This is a genomic window from Arenibacter flavimaris (assembly GCF_030291335.1).
Taxonomy (GTDB): domain Bacteria; phylum Bacteroidota; class Bacteroidia; order Flavobacteriales; family Flavobacteriaceae; genus Arenibacter.
Genome location: NZ_JASWIM010000060.1, coordinates 1 through 17887, shown reverse-complemented (window position 1 = coordinate 17887; position 17887 = coordinate 1). Strand labels below are relative to the sequence as shown.

The window sequence follows — 17887 nt, the reverse complement described above, 5'->3', positions numbered from 1 at the left end:
ACACATAAATATGCTGCATTAAAGTTGCTCGGTTCGATAAGGGGGCGACTAAAGAGTTGCCACTTAGAAATCAATGAAGAGAAATCAAGGATTGTCTATTGCCATCGCAACCAAAAGAAGCAATCTAAGGTCAAGGAAACCTAACAGAAGTTTGATTTTCTTGGATTCACGTTCAAACCCCGAACAGTAAGGGTCAGGGGCAAGCAGGTATTGGGCTTTACCCCAGCAATCAGTCCAAGGAGCACTAGCAGGATTTCGGCAGAACTAAGGAATCGGGATATCCATCGCTGGGTACAGCTCCCCCTTGGCAAGATAGCCGAACTGTTAAGGTCAAAGATACAAGGTTGGATCAATTACTATGGGAAGTTCCGATTGTCGGATATGCGAAAGCTCTTTAGGATATTGCATATTCGCTTGGTCAAGTGGGTACGTAATAAATACCGTCGTTTTAGGCGAAAGGAGTGGGTCTATGCCTATCGATACTTACAGAAGGTATCCAGATGTTACCCCAATCTTTTCTATCATTGGCAATATCCCGTGCTAAGACCATAATTACAGTCTTGGTTTAAGAAGAGCCGTATGATGGGAGACTATCACGTACGGTTCTGTGAGAGGTTTAGGGGTGAAATTCCCCTTTACCTACTCGACATTCCCTTTAGTTTTGTAAACACACTTTTCATAGAGAATGTTTTATGCTATAAAGCACTTTTAATTGGTTACAATTTTTTAAATTTTATATTATCGTTCTTTCATAATATATTGGGCAATGTTTATTCTTCCTTTCTTATCACAACTATAGTCACCAATGTGTTTTTTTTTTTAATACTGAGTCTAGTTCTTGCGTATTAACATCTTTTGCAATCACAACCCCTTCTTTGTTCAGTAAATAATTACTTGGAATTGCAAAAATTTGGAAATCGACTGTAATTAGGATTTTAAATCCTCCTGGACTTATTACATTCTCCCAAGTTATTTTATCTTTTTCTATAGCATTTAGCCATTTTAGATGTGAATCATCAATTGAAACACGTAAAATATTAAATCCTATACTTTTATTTTGTTTGTATATGCATTCTAGTTCTGGAAATTCTTCCCGGCAGGGTAAACACCAAGAGGCCCAAAAGTCGATTAATAAAAGATTACCCATGAATTGCGCACTGGAAATTTCTACGTTTTCATCTTTAAATAAAATCCTTTATTGAATTTCCCACGTTAATGTTTTCTTCTTGAAAAATATTATATCGTATCTTGTTTTTTCGCAATAATTCCTGTTTTCCCCAATCGATAATGGAATATAGTATTTTCAATTGATCTCTAGTCAATACTGAACCTAATGAAACATTACAAAGTAAATCTCCACTTAATATATTCGATGGATCATTAGTGGGCATTTAAAACCCGTTGATTTTCAATTGTTTAGAATCCATTTCTTTGACATCTTTGTATTCGTAACCCTTAAGTATCTCTCTTGCAGGGGTTTTGTCGAGTAGCGATATGCTCAATATTTGTAATATTTCGTAGATCCTACGACGTGATCTGAGCTTGTTCCCTATTATCGCCACAAGGCAATAGGCGATGATGGCACAATAGATCTGTATCTTGACCGCGTTGATGCTGGTTCCCCAGAACGATTTTATCCTGAGGTGCTGTTTCATCCACTTGAAGAACAGTTCCACCTCCCATCGTTTCTTGTACAATAGGGCTATTTCCGTGGCATCGAGGTCGGTATTGTTGGTCAGGAAGACGAATTCCTTCCCGGCCCCGTTATCGTAATACTTGACGCGCCGTAGCTTCTCGGGATAGCCTTTTTTGGAATAATGCCCCTCCAACCTGCCGATCTGGTCATATTTGACCCCGTTTGCCTTGTCCGTAGCCATGGAGTACATTCTCTTGAAGCGCATGTTCTCCTTGGCCCTAGTAACGAAAAAGGCTTTTCGAAGGTGGATCTTGTATAGACGGGCAAAGTCGATATAGGCTTTATCCATGACATAAAAGCTTCCGGCCTCGTAGATGATCATGTCCAATACGTTGACATCGTGAAGGCTGGCCTTGGTTATGAGAAGGAAGCTCGGCACGGACGTTACTACGTCGTATAGGGTATGGAGTTTTATCCCTCCCTTGGCCTTTCGGAACTCCGCCCACCAGAACACGCTCAGGCAAAGGTCTATCGTAGTCGAGTCAAGGGCGTACACATTGCCTTCAAGGGCGATCTCGAAATCGTCTCGGTAACAACTTTTTCTGGCCACGACTATCAGCACGTATGCGAACTCCTCGAAGATCCTGTAGTTCTTTTTTTCGTTGGCGGTCCCAAGGTTGCGCCTCGAAACGGTGGTCCCGAACCCCAGATGATAATATTTGGGACGGTGGGCCTCCAAGCTGAGCATAAGGTCGCGCATACTGTCCCGTGCGGTCAGTTGGCCGAAGACCATACAGAACATCTGGTTCCAACAGGTAAAGCTCCTGACGTACTTGTTTCCCTGGTGGGATTCTACGATGCGGTCGAATACCCTTCGGGGAAGGAACTCGGTGATCTGGGAGAAGACATATTTTCCTTGGTTCATGGAATTTTTACAAAAATCCATTTTCCGATTCAAATCGTCACGCTATCAAAAACTCTCCCAGATACGATATACAAAGAATTTCAAAGAACTTAGTCCAATGTTTAATGCCCACTAGTGTCGATGGATATTTATTAAATATCTCGTCAAGTCTTGAGAATAACTGATTCTTCCGTTCCGAGTTATTTTCGTGCATTGATTTAAATTTTTCAAACTCCGAAAAAAAATCGGTTGTAGATCCAGAAGCTTTCTTGATTTCAAGCCAGTCGATTGTCAGGTTTTTATTTATTTTCCTTTTCTCAATGTGTAACTTAACATTGATTTTACTATTTTCTAAATAAAAATTTCTGTTACTACCTGAGGGTTAGTTAGTTGTGAAAATTATGGATGTCGGATTACACTACTCCCCATCTGTAAGACAGTTTAAAGATATTTATAATTGTTTGTAAAACTGGACTATATAAAATTAAAAAATAATACCGTATTTAAGTTTGAATATTAAAATATGTCAAGTATAAAAAAAATAAAAAATTAGCAATGAGACGGTATTCTTATTAATTTTGTTAACCTTAATTTAGCAATGAGGCAATTATTTTTCATTTTGTTAACATCATTAAAATATGATAGTCGACAAATAGCTACTAATTTAGGGGTGAAAAATACAGTTGGGACTATCCCGAAATAGTTTGATCAATTAAAGGAATGTCAGGGGAAGATTCAAATAATAGAGAAGCACTATTGGTGGCAGAGTTGAAAAAGGGCAATGAAAAAGCCTTTATCAAGCTCTATTATGTCTATAAGGATAGAATTTATGCCTATACCCTTAGATTAATCAAATCCCAAGCCGCAGCCGAGGAACTTTTACAGGATGTTTTTATGAAAGTTTGGCAAAAAAGAGAAACACTTGACACAAATCTCTCCTTCAGGTCTTATCTGTATACCATGGCCCGAAACAAGTGCTTTGATTTTTTGGATAAGGCGGCCAACGATGCCAAGCTAAGGGAAGCGATATTCTACCAAAGTCAAAAATCATATTCTGGTACGGACCTTAAATTGATTGAATCTGATTTTGATGAAATCAAGAAAAAGGCTTATAGTTTACTACCTCCCAAAAGAAGGGAAATCTTTGAGTTATCCAGGGAAAAAAGTATGACCTATGATGAAATTGGCAAAAGGCTGGGAATTTCCACCAGTACTGTAAAAACCCAAATGAGCAAGGCTTTGGTGTCCATGCGTTCTTATCTTGACGAATATCTGAATGTTTTCCTCGCTATATTATACCTTTTTTTGGATAGCTTTTTCCGATAGCATAATTTATTTGTGGTGCTTTTCTGCTTTTCTGCTTTTCAAAGGATGATTTTCTGTAATTCAATTTACTTTTCACAAGTATTTCCAAATTTTTTTAGATTTTTTTCATGCAGAGTAGTACTCTAATCTAACTCACCCGTATTAGTAAATGAAATAGAGGACCATATGGAAGATAATCTTGAAATCAAGAAACTGCTTTTAAAATTTATAGCGGGAGATTGTACACCGGAAGAAGTGGACAAAGTGGTGCTATATTTCCAAGCGGCCAAGCAAACAGATGATTTTCCATCAGTGGTTGACGTAATGGGGTTAATAGAAGAAACTCCACAATTGGACGAAACCAAATCCAAACAAATCGTTCGCCGTATACTTTTAGAGTCAAGAAATGAAAAAGTTTCCAAAGGCAGTTTTTGGAAATATGCTTCTATTGCTGCCTTGTTTATAGGCCTCATTGGTCTAGGTATTTTTTATCAGCAAACAGGATTCAGCAATCATGGTCATGATGATATAGTAGTCCCCAAAAATGATGCCATTACCCTGAAGTTGGATAATGGTGAAATAAAAGTAATCGATGAGAATGCCTCGGAAGCCATTGTCTCCACTTCAGGAAAAGTAATTGGCCAACAGAACCAGACCAAATTAAAATACGAGGGTTACAAAGAATCAGATGAGTTGGTTTACAATACCTTGTCCATTCCTTATGGAAAAAGGTTTGATATTGAGTTGTCAGATGGAACTATCGTTTACTTGAATGCAGGATCCTCTATCAAATATCCGGTAAACTTTATCAAAGGGATGAAACGTCAGGTATTCTTAACTGGGGAAGCTTATTTAGAAGTGGCAAGGAATGAGGAAAATCCCTTTATTGTGAATGCTGATGAATTGAATGTGCATGTATTGGGAACCAAATTTAACATATCCAATTATCCAGAAGATAAAAGGGCAGAAGTTGTTTTGGTGGAAGGTTCTGTAGGCATGTATAGTGATAAAGAGGATTTTGATAAAAACAGAAGCGTGATTTTGTCGCCCGGGTTAAAAGGAACTTTCAACGAAAATACTTCAGAAATAGAAACTAAGGAGGTTTCTACAAAAGTCTATACAGCTTGGGTGGGCGGGGAGTTGGTTTTCCGTGATGTGACCTTTGACAATATCCTTAAAAAACTTGAACGAAACTATAATGTGACTATTTATAACAGCAATAGAAAATTGGGCAGAAAGCCTTTCAATGCCAGTTTTAAGGAAGGGGATATAAATGAAGTGTTGCATGCCTTTAAAAAACATTATGGAATCGAGTATTCCATTATAAACAACGAAGTGAGAATCAATTAAGAATAAAATTAAAAAACCTCGAAGCCTATGAAGAACACTTTATAATAAATTGAAATACATAGAGATAGCCAAAAAAAATCGGAAAATGGGCCAACATTTTCCGATCGTGAAAAATGGCTACTTAGATTAAATAACCAATTACAACACGATAAAAATATGAAATTATTTTGTAATCGAATTGGATTTTTTCCAATTCAGTCATCAAGGCATGAAAAAAATGTAATTTTCTTTTTTCATACTTTATTAAATAGTAACAAAAATAATGTCTCACGAACTAAATTATCTTCATTGCCCAAAAAAGGGTGGGTAGATGTAAAGATTGACTTAAGAATGAAGTTAAGTGTTGTTCTTTTAATTATTGGGACATTCGTTTTACAGGCAAATTCTACCTATTCCCAGAAAAAGATTTCCTTGAAACTAACCAACATAACTGTTGAGCGATTGTTGGATGAGATTGAGAGTAAGACAGATTTTCGATTCGTTTACAGTACCGAGGATGTCGATATGAATAGGCGAGTTGATGTGGATGCCAGGCGGCAGAAAGTAGGTACTATTTTAAAAGCTGTTTTCGCTGGAACAAAAACAGCTTTTAGTATTGATGACGGTCAAATTTTCTTGTTAAAGGATAATGAGACAAAACCTCCTTTAAATAAAATATCTCCGCAAGACCCTATTCGCATAACTGGAAAGGTAACTGATAGCGAGGGTGTGCCATTGCCCGGTGCAACGGTATTGGAAAAAGGAACCTCAAACGGTGTGGCAGCCGATTTTGACGGAAACTACGAAATCCACGTTTCTGGTCAACAGGCAGTTTTGGTCTTTACCAATATCGGTTTTCAAGACAAAGAGGCTATTGTGGGCAATCAAACCTCGATTAACATTGAATTGGATACTGCTGTTAGCCAATTGGATGATGTTGTGGTAATAGGATATGGAAGTCAACGAAAAGAACTACTGACAAGTGCCGTTAGTGAAATAGAAATTACTGAAGATAACCTTCGTCCAACATTATCTCCAGCTAAGTTGTTAGATGGCCGTATGGCTGGTGTTCAAATTGGAAATTCCTCAGGTAATTTAGGGGCAGGTGAAACTCTCAGGATAAGAGGTGCAGCATCTTTGAGTGCCAGTACAGAACCTTTATATGTAATAGATGGTGTTCCAATTACTAATTCTAATGCAGCTATATTCAATTTAGGGGAGAGTATGAGTGCATTGGCCACTATAAGCCTTAATGACATAGAGTCCATATCTGTCTTAAAAGATGCTGCTTCGGCCGCTATTTATGGTTCTAGAGCTACTAATGGGGTTGTAGTGATTACAACAAAAAGAGGTAAAGAAGGTAAGTCACAGCTAAATATTAACTTAAACTCTGGCGTATCACAGTTTGCCGATCCCGATAAAATAAAGTTTAGTAACTCTGAACTTTATGTAGAAGTTTTAAATGAAGGAATAGATAATTACAACAAACAGAACGGCTACACTATTGGAGACAGTGGTTATGTTGTAAACCAGCAAAACCCATTTCAGGGATTGCCTGATACAGATTGGCTGGATGTTATAACCCAGAATGGAGAGTTTGTAAACTTAGATATGTCGGTTTCTGGCGGAAGTAAGAAAACCAATTTTTATGTTGGAGGAAATTATACTGAAAAGGAAGGGGTGATTAAGGGGAATAAAATTGAAAAGGTAAATTTAAAGGTAAACTTAAATCATGATTTATTTTCATGGTTGACCATAGGCACTTCAACAAGTGGTAACTATCTTAAAAATTATCGCGTTCCGGGAGCCAATATTGGTAGTACCATAGTTGCTAGAGCTGTAGAGCAAAGACCTTACGACAGGGTGTACAAACCAAATGGCGAGTATTATTTCGGAGGGACAAATCAATTATTAAGGCACAACCCTATTCAAATATTGAACGAGCAGGAGGCTTATGTGGACAACCTAAGGTTTTTAGGCAACGTATATGCGAAAGTTGATTTTACAAAAAATCTATCATGGAAGACCTCTTTTAGTACAGATATATTTTACACTTACGACTATGTTTATTATAATGAAAACCATCCATACGGTACAGGAGTAGGGCGTTTGGTAGAGTACGACAGACTCTTGACAAATAATATTACCGAAAACTTGCTAAATTACAATTTCTCCCTTATTGATGGTCTGGAAACAAGCTTTATGTTAGGGCATTCATTCCAAAGAATAGGAAATAGAAGTTCTAAAATTGATGCTAGGGGTTTTCCTTCACCTTCTTTTGATGTCAGTTCTGTAGCTTCGGAAGTTTTTGATGCCTATGGTACAGCTTCAGATTTCGCTATGGAATCTTATTTTGGTAGGGCAACTTTTTCTTATAAGGATAAGTATGTATTGAACTCTTCGCTGAGGAGTGATGGCTCTTCTCGGTTTTCTAAGGACAATAGATGGGCGCTTTTTCCTTCAATATCTTTAGGATGGAACATAAGCAAAGAAGATTTTTTTAAGGATTCCCGGATGAATTTCAAATTCAGGACTAGTTATGGTGAAACCGGTAATCAAGATGGTATTGGGTATTTTGCTTACCAGCCCCTAATATCTGGAGGATACAATTATGGTGGAGAAAGTGGTATAGCCGTTGGAAGTTTTGGCAATGAAGATTTGAGCTGGGAGTCAACCAAACAGTTTGACGTGGGGGTTGATGTCGGTTTTTGGGATGGTAAGGTAAATTTTATGTTGGACTATTATGTAAAAAATACGGAAGACCTTTTGTATAGCACCCCAATACAAACAACTTCGGGAACCTCCAGTATTTTAACCAATGTTGGGTCAATTCAAAATAATGGAATCGAATTTACTTTAAACTCACACTTTAATTTTGGGAAATTACAATGGAATTCACAGTTTAATATCTCATCCAATAAAAACAAAATAACAAAGCTAAATAATGAAGATGGAATTATTCCAATAGGAGGTAACAAAGCCTTAGAGGTTGGCAAGGAGATAGGTGCATGGTACTTTTTTGAGATGGAGGGCCTATATCAATATGACGGTGATGTACCACAAGAACAATATAATCTAGGGGTGCGTGCAGGCGATGTAAAATGGAACGATGTAGATGGAAATGGAATAATAAATGATGATGACCGCGTAATAAAAGGTTCTCCAAGCCCGGATTTTTATGGTGGATGGAACAACACTTTTAAGTATAAAGGGTTTCAGTTAGATGTTTTTACAACCTTTATGTTTGGCAATGATGTTTACGCTTCTTGGAAACAAAGGGGAACAGGAAGGGTTGGATATATAAATGCCAATCTTGAAGAAACAGTAAAGAATAGGTGGACAGGCCCTGGAACATCCAATGAAATTCCACGCTCCATTTGGGGCTATCATTCCAATAATGCCAGAAATTCTGATATGTGGTTGGAAGATGGCTCCTTTATTAGACTTCGAACCCTTACACTGAGCTATAATTTTAAACAAGGTTTTATGGGGCTGAACAAGCTTAGGGTATATGCCCAGGGAGATAACTTGTTGTTGTTTACCAATTATTCAGGATGGGATCCAGAAGTTAATACCAGTTTAGATCCAAGATTTTTGGGTAATGATAATTATTCTGTACCACAACCTAGAACCATTAGTGTAGGTGTAAATGTCTCACTCTAAAAAAAATACAATGATGTTATTATTTAAAAATACAATAAAGTCGAAGACAGAATTGACCGGATATACAGCGCAAAGCTTAGGTAAGATTTTTTTAACCCTGTTGCTGCTTGTAAGTTTTTCATGTTCATCAGAGCTTGATTTGTACCCCGGTTACGCTATAGCTCCAGAGGATCTTCACGAAAGTGATCTATCTGCATTGCGTTTGGGAATGTACAATCAAGTACAGAACGATCCCAGTCGGGAATCTTTTATTATGTTCGATATCTTGGGGGGACAGCTCCAATCTGTATCGGGTACAGCACACTCATTAATAAACAATACACTAAGCCCACTTAATAGCTCCATAGTCAATAGCTGGGCAGGATATTATAGTGCCCTGTACCAAGTAAATAATGTATTGGGCATTACTAAAGATTTACCGGATTCAGAGTTAAAGACAAGAACACAAGGTGAAGCCCATTTTTTTAGGGCTTACATTTATAGTAATCTTGTTATACGCTGGGGTGCTGTTCCGATCTTGGAGGAAAACACCATGGAAAAAGTAGCTCGCAACCCAAAAAATGAAGTCTGGGCTTTTATAGAAAAGGAGTTAAACCTAGCAGAAACGCTATTGGATAACAGTAGTGAAAGCTATTATATGTTATCTAAAAATGCTGTAATTGCTTTAAGGGCCAGAGTAATGCTACATCAGGGAAAGATGGCGGAGGCTGTTGAAAACGCTGAGTACATTATTAACCAGACCAACCACCGGTTAGATAGTTTTGATAAAATTTTTCGGGAGGCACAGAATGATGAAATCATTTTTGCTTTTGAAAATAGGTCGGAAGAATCCAGTATAACCATTAGCACCTTGTTCTATTCCTACGCGCACCCTAACAAAGGGAGTTGGATCTACCGGCCAACTACAGATTTAATGAAATTGTACAGCAATACCGATTTGAGAAGGGAAATTTCAATTACCAGTATTGATGGCAATGATATGGTAAACAAGTATCCTAGCGGACAGACCGGAACCGATCCATTTGTTGTATTAAGACTTGCCGAGATGTACCTTATAAGCGCAGAGGCACAAGGTGTTAACGGAGGAGTGGCCCGATTGAACGAATTAAGGAACGAACGAGGGCTGGATAATGTATTTCCGGGCAACGAAGATGCTTTTGTTGATGATGTTTTATTAGAGCGGAAAAAAGAATTTTTGGGTGAAGGGTTCCTGTATTACGATTTAGTTAGGACAGACAAGGCCATCGATGAATTAGGTCTGTTAGATTATCAGCAGCTTTTTCCCATACCAGGAGAAGAATTATTGTTAAACGAAAATTTAACCCCTAATCCAGGGTATTAAAAACAAATTATAATGAAAAACTTAAAATATATTATACTCACATTTGTTTGCATTCAGTTTGTGGCTTGTTCCAATGATGATTATATGTACACCAATTATGAAGGAGGGGCGACAACCGAAATAGGTCAACTCGTTCAGAATAACACCAACTTGGTAGCTATGGTAAAGTCAGACTCTACCTATTCTATAGTGGAGGGGATGCAAACTACGGAAATTAACTACATCAATTCAGAGGGCTATTCTATTAAAGCATTTATTTCTACGGTCGATCTAACTACTCCAGGTATTAATATAGAGGTTTCTACCCCTAGTAACTCACCTGCTTATGGTAGGCAGAAAATGACCGAACAAGCTGCTTATGAAGATAAGGAAGGCCATCTTGTTTGGGCAGGCTTCAACGGTGATTTTTTTGACGCAACCACAGGAATACCCAGAGGGATAGTTTACAAAGATGGCGTAGCTATAAAAGGCACTTTTGTAGACCCCACTTTTAATTGGTTTGCCATTAAAAAAGACGGTACCGCCAGTGTAGGATATCAAGAGGAATATGCACTCCAAAACAAAGATTTTAAAGAAGCCGTGGGAGGACGCGTAATTTTACTTAATGATGGTATCATCTTACCGCAGACAGATAAACGCCTTGAACCTAGATCGGCGGTAGGTGTTTCTAAAGATGGAAATACAGTTTATTTCTTGGTTGTGGATGGTAGAAACTTTACTTATTCCAATGGTATTGATTATGCTTCCATGGCTCAAATATTTTCGGCTATTGGTGCTTATGATGCTATGAATATAGACGGGGGAGGTTCAAGTACCTTTTTTACACGTACTACACCTGACTTTACAGAAGATCGGTTTCAGCTTAGGAACTGGCCCTCGGACAATGGGGGGCAAGAACGTAGCGTAGCCAATGGAATCGTAATCATTTCAGAATAAACTAAAAACACAACCATGAAATATTTTCAAATAAAGCTCATACTTAGTATTTTACTCTTAAGCTTCGCAGCTTGTCAAACCGATGATGATTATGGGGCTTTTACCCCAGAGAAAGAGGATATCAGTCTTAGTGCAACAGAACAAACCGTAGGTAAAGTTGCCGGTGACCACAGTATAACAGTGAATTCAAATTTGCCTTGGCGGGCCGAAAGCAATACCTCCTGGATAAGCCTAAAAACCCTACAAGGGGATGCTGGTAGTACCACATTGGAGTATTCTGTTGAGAATAATATCACTGTTGAAACCCGGCAAGGAAGTTTAGATGTTTGGATTACACAAAATAATAGGGTTACACTTAACATTTCTCAAGAAGCTGGAGATCTACCTCCAGATACTGCCCAACATATATATGTAAAACCTAATGGCACTGGGGATGGAACAAATTGGGATAACGCAACAACACTTGCGCATGCATTGACTATGGATATTTTTGATGATGACAAAATCCATTTGGCATCAGGGACTCATATACCAGTGTACACTTTTGGAGGTATAACGGGGAGTGATGATAATGAAATAACTTTTGATATTTTTAGAAATATAGAACTTATAGGCGGTTACTCAGCCAACCCTACCGAAGGGGAAACTCCGGATGCCTCTATAAACGAAACTATTTTAAGTGGCTTATTGGATAATGGAACACAGGTTAACCATGTTGTAAGTATTACCGCAGCAAAGGTTGATGGTAAGAGTGTAAAATTATCCGGACTTACCATTAGAGACGGTAATGCCAATGGCTCTGGAAACAATTCCGTTAATGGTATTAACTATCCTAAAAGCTATGCAGGAGGTGTTATTATTGCCAATGGAAGATTGGAAATCAACAATTGCATTATAACGGATAACAAGGTTACCGGTCATGGCATTGGGATGTATGTGTTTAGTGGGGCCGAACTTATCATGAACAACTCTAAGATTACAGGAAACCAAGGAACTAGGTCAAATGGCGGAGGGATATACCTTAATGGCGGTATTGCTACATTAAGTTATACATCTATAGAAAACAATGTTACTAGCGGCGTTGGAGGTGCTATACAAACCTATGGGTCATCAATTTTACGTATGTACAACTGTACCGTTGCCAATAATACAGCTGGTTCCCGTGGAGCTGGAGTGTATGCTAGAAATAATACACAGGCTTTACTGGTTAATTGTACAGTCTACGGAAATACAACTACAGCAGCACCAGGATTGGGTGCAGCAGTTCATACACACGATAATTCTACAATAGATATTGTCAGTTCAACCATTACGGCCAATACTGGTGGCAATGGAGGGGGTATTAACAATACAGCAGGTTGTACAATTAATTTGTACAATTCCATTATTGCCGGAAACATAGGGGACGGTGCCGCTTCTGATATTGTTGGCGATGTGGGTTATGAATATAGTATTATAGGCAGCGATGTTTTTGGAGAGGATGGAGTTCAATTGACTGGAGAGGTATTTGATGCAAGTACTATGTTGGAGGCTATGGCTGATAACGGCGGTAATACACAAACCTGTAAGCTTGTAGGGGACGGTAACCCTGCAAGGACAAATGGGATGAATGTAACCCAATTGCAAGTATTGGGCATTAACTTTTCCCCTGCCGTACCAGATGATTTTTCTACAAATGATCAAATAGGGAAAGATAGGGCAGGAAATACTGTTATGGGGGCCTTGATCGATTAGGACCTTATTAAGACAAGACGGTCTAAAAAGTACGGCATTATGAACGTAATTGAAGTAAGCTGTCAACTGATTGCTTCGCTCTTTGCAATGCGTAAGGTTTACTTTTTGGACCGCCTTTTTTTAGTATTTACAATAAATAAGGAACATTATGTTTAACATTCAATATAAAATCAGACACAAACCAATAGTAGTAGTCCTTGCGCTACATTTGGGAGCCGTATTGCACGCTCAAATAGTCAAAGAAAGGGATACGCTGGATCGGCAAACTTTTGCCGACGGAAGTGAATACATACATGTAAACGTACCTTCAATGCCTTTACAATATTATGTATATAAGTTTAAAATGTCCAAAAAGAATAAACTAAACGCGGTATTTGCAAATAATAGGCTGCCAGATTTAAAAAGGGAAACCATAGAAATGGTTTCCAATAGGGAAACAACAGCAGATAATACCGTTATGGCAGCTATTAATGGTGACTTTTTTTCATATAAGAATGGTGAGGTGGAAGGTTTTCAAGTGAGCAATAACCAAATTGTTTATGCCCATATTGATAAAATGAAGTTTGGGGTCAACATTGATAAAAAGAACTATATACGGTTAGATTCTGTGTATTTCAAAGGCGAGTTAAAGACTAAACAAAGCAATTACGCACTAACAGGGGTGAATACCATTAAATATAACGAAGCAGAGCAATCTATTATCCTTTATGATTCGCATATAGACTTTGATTCCATTCAGCCTAAAAACCACACTTTGGTTTTAATTAAAAAGCACCGTAGAAAGTTTAGTTATGTGAATGTGCTTAAATCACTGCCCAATGACTTAGGGGACAAGGATTATATTTTGGCTTTGAACATGCCGAATACCGAAAGTATAATTGCAGAACTAGAGCAACAAAGATTGTTTAAAATCAATTTAAGGCTAGTAAATAAAAGAACAGCTAGGGCTTTGAAACTTTCCAGCCATATTTCGGGAGGCGTTCCTTTGGTGGTTAAAGGAAGAAATGTAATTAAGAATAAAGAAACCATTAGTGGTTCTAGAGGAGGGATACATCCACGAACGGCCCTAGGTGTTAACGCAAAAGACAATACCGTAGTTTGGATTGTGGTAGATGGTAGATCGGATAGCTCTAAAGGGGTAAATTACAAAGAACTTTCCCAGCTATTTTTAGAAAATAACTGTACCGATGCGTTAAACTTAGATGGCGGAGGTTCTTCAGCTTTGTGGTTACTAGGAGAGATTAAAAACACTCCAAGTGATAAAAACGGCGCGCGTCCGTGTTTAAACTATTTGTTGTTGTCCCATTAGTATTTTGTTAGGGATATAAGTCGACCGATATAATGGGGCAAGAATAGTTATTGCCGGCTCCAAAGTAGAATTTAACAAAACCTAGCCCATATGCAGGGTTTGTAATAAGTAACATCATGAAAAAAACGTTATTAAAAATTGCCATTTTAACCGGGTTGCTTTTTGGAGTTGAAAATGGTTATGGTCAGGGTGAAAAAAGAATTCAATTCCATTCAGCAGATACGTTCACTTTAGTTGGTAAAATAAAAGAAACAGAGCAGTTTTTCCATCGTATCGATCCAACAGACTATCCTAATATTCCAAACATTGTTAAGACGCGTTTGTTGACCTCGGCAGGAATGGCAATTTCATTTAAAACTAATAGCAAAGCTATTTACGCTAAATGGTGCAGTAAGGAACAGGGTTATGTTGCGCATATGTCACCTTTGGCAACTAGAGGATTGGATCTATATACAAAAGAGAATGGAGCTTGGCAGTTTATAGGTGTGGGCAGACCGGATAAGGACAAAGATTGTAGTTCAAAAAACTTGGTAAATAATTTGGATGGTGAAATGCGCGAGTATTTATTGTACCTACCTCTTTATAGCGAAACAACCAGTGTTAATATTGGTGTTGGGGACGGTGCCACCATTGTAGCAGGCCGCCGACCTTTTGAAAAGCGAATTTTGGTCTATGGATCTAGTATTGTACATGGTGCCAGTGCAAGTCGTCCAGGAATGGCCTATACCTCTAGACTGAGCCGGGAAACCGGACTTAACTTTCTTAATTTAGGAATGTCTGGCGTAGCACGAATGGAGAAAGAAGTTGCCCATATGGCCTCAGACATCCCTGCAGATGCCTATATCCTAGATTGTGTACCCAACAGTTCTCCGGAGCAAATAACGGAACGTACGGCTTACCTAATTAAAACCATAAGAAAGAAGCATAAAGCAGTGCCCATTATCGTCATGCAAAGTGTGATCCGGGAACATGGGTATTTCAATCGGGCAATAGGGGATAAAGTAGCCCGGCAAAACCATAATATTTATAAGGAAGTCCAAAAATTATATAAAGAAGGCTTTGAAAACCTATATTTTATTTTTGCCGACGACTTCCTGGGAAATGACCATGAAGGAACTGTAGATGGTACCCACCCTAACGACTTAGGTTTCGATAGAATGCTACAAGTTATAAAACTGCAAATACTTCCCATTTTAAACCGACTTTAGTTTAAAGAGTCCATTATAGTAACGCCTTTTTAGCTTTGATTATACAACTGTAAAATATTTAATTATGAAATTCCATTTAAAAACAATAGTCACTTTGGCAATAACCTACTGCTACTTAGGTTTCGCTCAGCAGCAAAAACCAAAATTAGTAGTAGGTATTGTGGTCGATCAAATGCGATACGAATATTTGTACCGTTTTCAAGACAATTATACAGAGGACGGTTTTAAACGCATACTACGGGAAGGTTATAATGTAAAGAATACACATTATAATTATGTACCTACGACTACTTGCTTGGGGCATGCCAGTATTTATACAGGAACTACGCCCACAAACCATGGCATTGTATCAAACAGCTGGTACAGTAGGGATTTAAAACGGAAAAAGTACTGTGTGGAAGATTCTACGGTGTTTTTGGTCAACAATTCGGGCTTGAATAAAGATGAGGAAAATAAAAACTTTTCTAGATCGCCAAAAAATATAAAGACCACGACCATTACAGATGAGCTAAAACTATTTACAAACGAAAGGTCTAAGGTCATAGGTCTTTCAATAAAGGACAGAAGTGCCATTTCACCGGCAGGCCACTTGGCAGATGCTGCATACTGGTACAATAGTGGCACAGGGCATTTTGTGACAAGCTCCTATTATAAAGAAAGACTGCCGGAATGGCTTATAGCATTCAATACTAAAAACAAAGCAGATTCTTTATTGAATTTAGTATGGAAACCACTGCTTCCCATAGAAAAATATACGAACAGCAATGTGGATGACGATGTTTTTGAAAAAGTATTCAAAGGAAGAAAGAAGAGTACTTTCCCATACAACCTTAAAAAGTTGAGAAGTAAAAACCGCAATTATGCAATGCTTCCCGAAACACCTTATGGCAACACAATTTTGACGGAATTGATACAGGCAACCATAAAAGGGGAGCAGTTGGGCAAAGGAAAAGAAACCGATTTTTTGTCTGTTAGTTATTCCAGTACAGATTACGTGGGACATGGTTTTGGAATCCGCTCCAAAGAAATAGAAGACACTTATGTGCGTATGGATCGTGAAATAGCTACAGTGTTAAAAACTTTGGATGAAGAAATAGGAAAGAATAACTATGTATTGTTCTTAACAGCCGATCATGCGGCAAGCGACCACCCCGTTTTTCTGGAAACAAAACAACTACCGGGTAAATTTTTCAATACCAAACAACTTAAAAAACAGTTAAACGCATATTTGGTTGAAGTATTTGGAGAAAATCAATATGTGGCCTATTTAGATAACACACAGATATATTTTAGCAATACCAACATTTCAAAAGAAGAAGTCATAAATAAATCGGCTGTTTTTTTAAAAACCGTAGCAGGTATAAAGCAGGTATTTGCACCATGTATTTTAACATGGCCACTTTCCAACAGTACTATGGGTACCTTTATAAAAAACAGTTTCAACCTAGAAGAGTCGGGTGATATTATTTACCACACATATTCGGGTTGGATGGATAAAAGATCTAATGGAACCACGCACGGTACAGCATATACCAGTGATACGCATGTACCGCTTGTATGGTATGGCAGTGGCATACCCCAAGGCGAGACCGTAAAGGAATATCAAATCACCCAAATAGCACCTACCTTGTCGATGTTGTTGAATATTCCATTGGCAAATGCATCTGATAAAACAGTGATTATGGAGTTGTTTTCAAATTGAGGGATAGAGTCAGTAAAGTCTTCTTTTTTATTTTACATAAGGTCTATTAAATAATAATGCCAATTTAGGGTTGAAAAAGTCACAATAAAACGCCCCCAGAGCTTTATTTTTCTGTGTTTGATTCGGATTTTGTAAATCAAACTGCACAAGATTAAAAAAAACATTGGACAAGTTATTTGTAGAAGAACCTAAAATTACGAAAGATTGTCCTATAATACGTTGATTTATGGTAATATATATTTTTTTTCTATTTTTTAAAATATAAAAAACATTGATTAAAATACTCTTACCTACAGGTTCATTTCTCCCCAAGCAATTATTTCATCTCTTATAAAAGGAAAGCAAGCCCACAAAAAAAATGACATATAAAGTGGCATTAATCATAATACCACTAATAAGGGGATGAACATGTTCCTCTCAAAGAAGTCCATGACGGTCTCTAGGGCCCGGGTATGGGAATCCGACACCAGACGGGAAAATGCCCGAAAGCGCACGGCCGTTTACTTTTTGATGCTGATGGCCGAAAAGCGGTATTTTCGATAGATACTTTCTTCCATTTACTGTAAAAAATTGCCATTTTATGGGGGTTTTCAGAGAGTTTACTGTAAAACGTCAATCCTTGCTTAAATTTTTATAATAATAACTGTTTATATATCAAATAATTACATCTAAAAATCAATCGTTAACATCGCCTCGGCGTGTTACCCTCTTGCTGTGCGTACTGAGTTGCCCCAGGGTAGAGTGTACTTAGAAATAAGTTCATTGAAAGGGCAACGTAACTTTGAAAGTGATGATAGGGTTTATCAAGGTCAAAAAGAA

13 protein-coding genes are annotated in these 17887 nt (G+C 37.9%); 10 read left to right on the top strand and 3 right to left on the bottom strand.

Going from position 1 to position 17887, the window contains the following annotated elements:
- Window positions 1-210 precede the first annotated feature (210 nt).
- The gene (locus QSE00_RS25325; protein WP_353477501.1) at window positions 211-552 is read left to right on the top strand and encodes a group II intron maturase-specific domain-containing protein; all 342 of its coding nucleotides are present in this window, start codon (window positions 211-213) and stop codon (window positions 550-552) included.
- A 247-nt stretch (window positions 553-799) separates the two neighbouring features.
- Here the strand turns inward: QSE00_RS25325 and QSE00_RS24275 are convergent, their stop codons facing one another.
- Complete coding sequence (locus QSE00_RS24275; RefSeq protein ID WP_286107889.1) at window positions 800-1165, bottom strand: TlpA family protein disulfide reductase; 366 nt, start codon at window positions 1163-1165, stop codon at window positions 800-802.
- Window positions 1166-1391: 226 nt separating this feature from the next.
- Complete coding sequence (locus QSE00_RS24270) at window positions 1392-2561, bottom strand: IS4 family transposase (protein ID WP_286107888.1); 1170 nt, start codon at window positions 2559-2561, stop codon at window positions 1392-1394.
- A gap of 699 nt (window positions 2562-3260) precedes the next feature.
- Between QSE00_RS24270 and QSE00_RS24265 the strand changes: the two genes are divergently transcribed.
- The 9 genes from QSE00_RS24265 (at window position 3261) to pafA (ending at window position 17068) form a co-directional block, all read left to right on the top strand.
- Complete coding sequence (locus QSE00_RS24265; protein WP_286107887.1) at window positions 3261-3866, top strand: RNA polymerase sigma factor; 606 nt, start codon at window positions 3261-3263, stop codon at window positions 3864-3866.
- Between the two features lie 165 nt (window positions 3867-4031).
- Entirely contained in the window at window positions 4032-5195 is a 1164-nt protein-coding gene (locus QSE00_RS24260) for a FecR family protein (RefSeq protein ID WP_286107886.1), read from the top strand.
- Between the two features lie 330 nt (window positions 5196-5525).
- Window positions 5526-8837, top strand: coding sequence for a TonB-dependent receptor (locus QSE00_RS24255; RefSeq protein WP_286107885.1), 3312 nt, complete (start codon window positions 5526-5528; stop codon window positions 8835-8837).
- A 10-nt stretch (window positions 8838-8847) separates the two neighbouring features.
- Window positions 8848-10179, top strand: a complete 1332-nt coding sequence (locus tag QSE00_RS24250) for a RagB/SusD family nutrient uptake outer membrane protein (RefSeq protein WP_286107884.1) — start codon at window positions 8848-8850, stop codon at window positions 10177-10179.
- Between the two features lie 12 nt (window positions 10180-10191).
- Window positions 10192-11115 carry a phosphodiester glycosidase family protein gene (locus tag QSE00_RS24245; protein WP_286107883.1) on the top strand — a complete coding sequence of 308 codons (924 nt, stop codon included), beginning with the start codon at window positions 10192-10194 and terminating at the stop codon, window positions 11113-11115.
- Window positions 11116-11130: 15 nt separating this feature from the next.
- Window positions 11131-12849: a right-handed parallel beta-helix repeat-containing protein gene (locus QSE00_RS24240; protein ID WP_286107882.1), complete on the top strand. Its 1719-nt coding sequence runs from the start codon at window positions 11131-11133 to the stop codon at window positions 12847-12849.
- 148 nt (window positions 12850-12997) lie between these two features.
- Complete coding sequence (locus tag QSE00_RS24235; protein ID WP_286107881.1) at window positions 12998-14158, top strand: phosphodiester glycosidase family protein; 1161 nt, start codon at window positions 12998-13000, stop codon at window positions 14156-14158.
- 116 nt (window positions 14159-14274) lie between these two features.
- Window positions 14275-15366 carry an SGNH/GDSL hydrolase family protein gene (locus tag QSE00_RS24230; RefSeq protein WP_286107880.1) on the top strand — a complete coding sequence of 364 codons (1092 nt, stop codon included), beginning with the start codon at window positions 14275-14277 and terminating at the stop codon, window positions 15364-15366.
- A gap of 64 nt (window positions 15367-15430) precedes the next feature.
- Window positions 15431-17068, top strand: coding sequence for an alkaline phosphatase PafA (pafA, locus tag QSE00_RS24225; RefSeq protein ID WP_286107879.1), 1638 nt, complete (start codon window positions 15431-15433; stop codon window positions 17066-17068).
- A gap of 380 nt (window positions 17069-17448) precedes the next feature.
- On the opposite strand, the gene QSE00_RS25320 is transcribed toward pafA, so the two are convergent.
- Window positions 17449-17562 (bottom strand): BfmA/BtgA family mobilization protein, encoded by a 114-nt coding sequence (locus QSE00_RS25320; protein ID WP_353477500.1) that lies wholly within the window; start codon window positions 17560-17562, stop codon window positions 17449-17451.
- Window positions 17563-17887 lie beyond the last annotated feature (325 nt).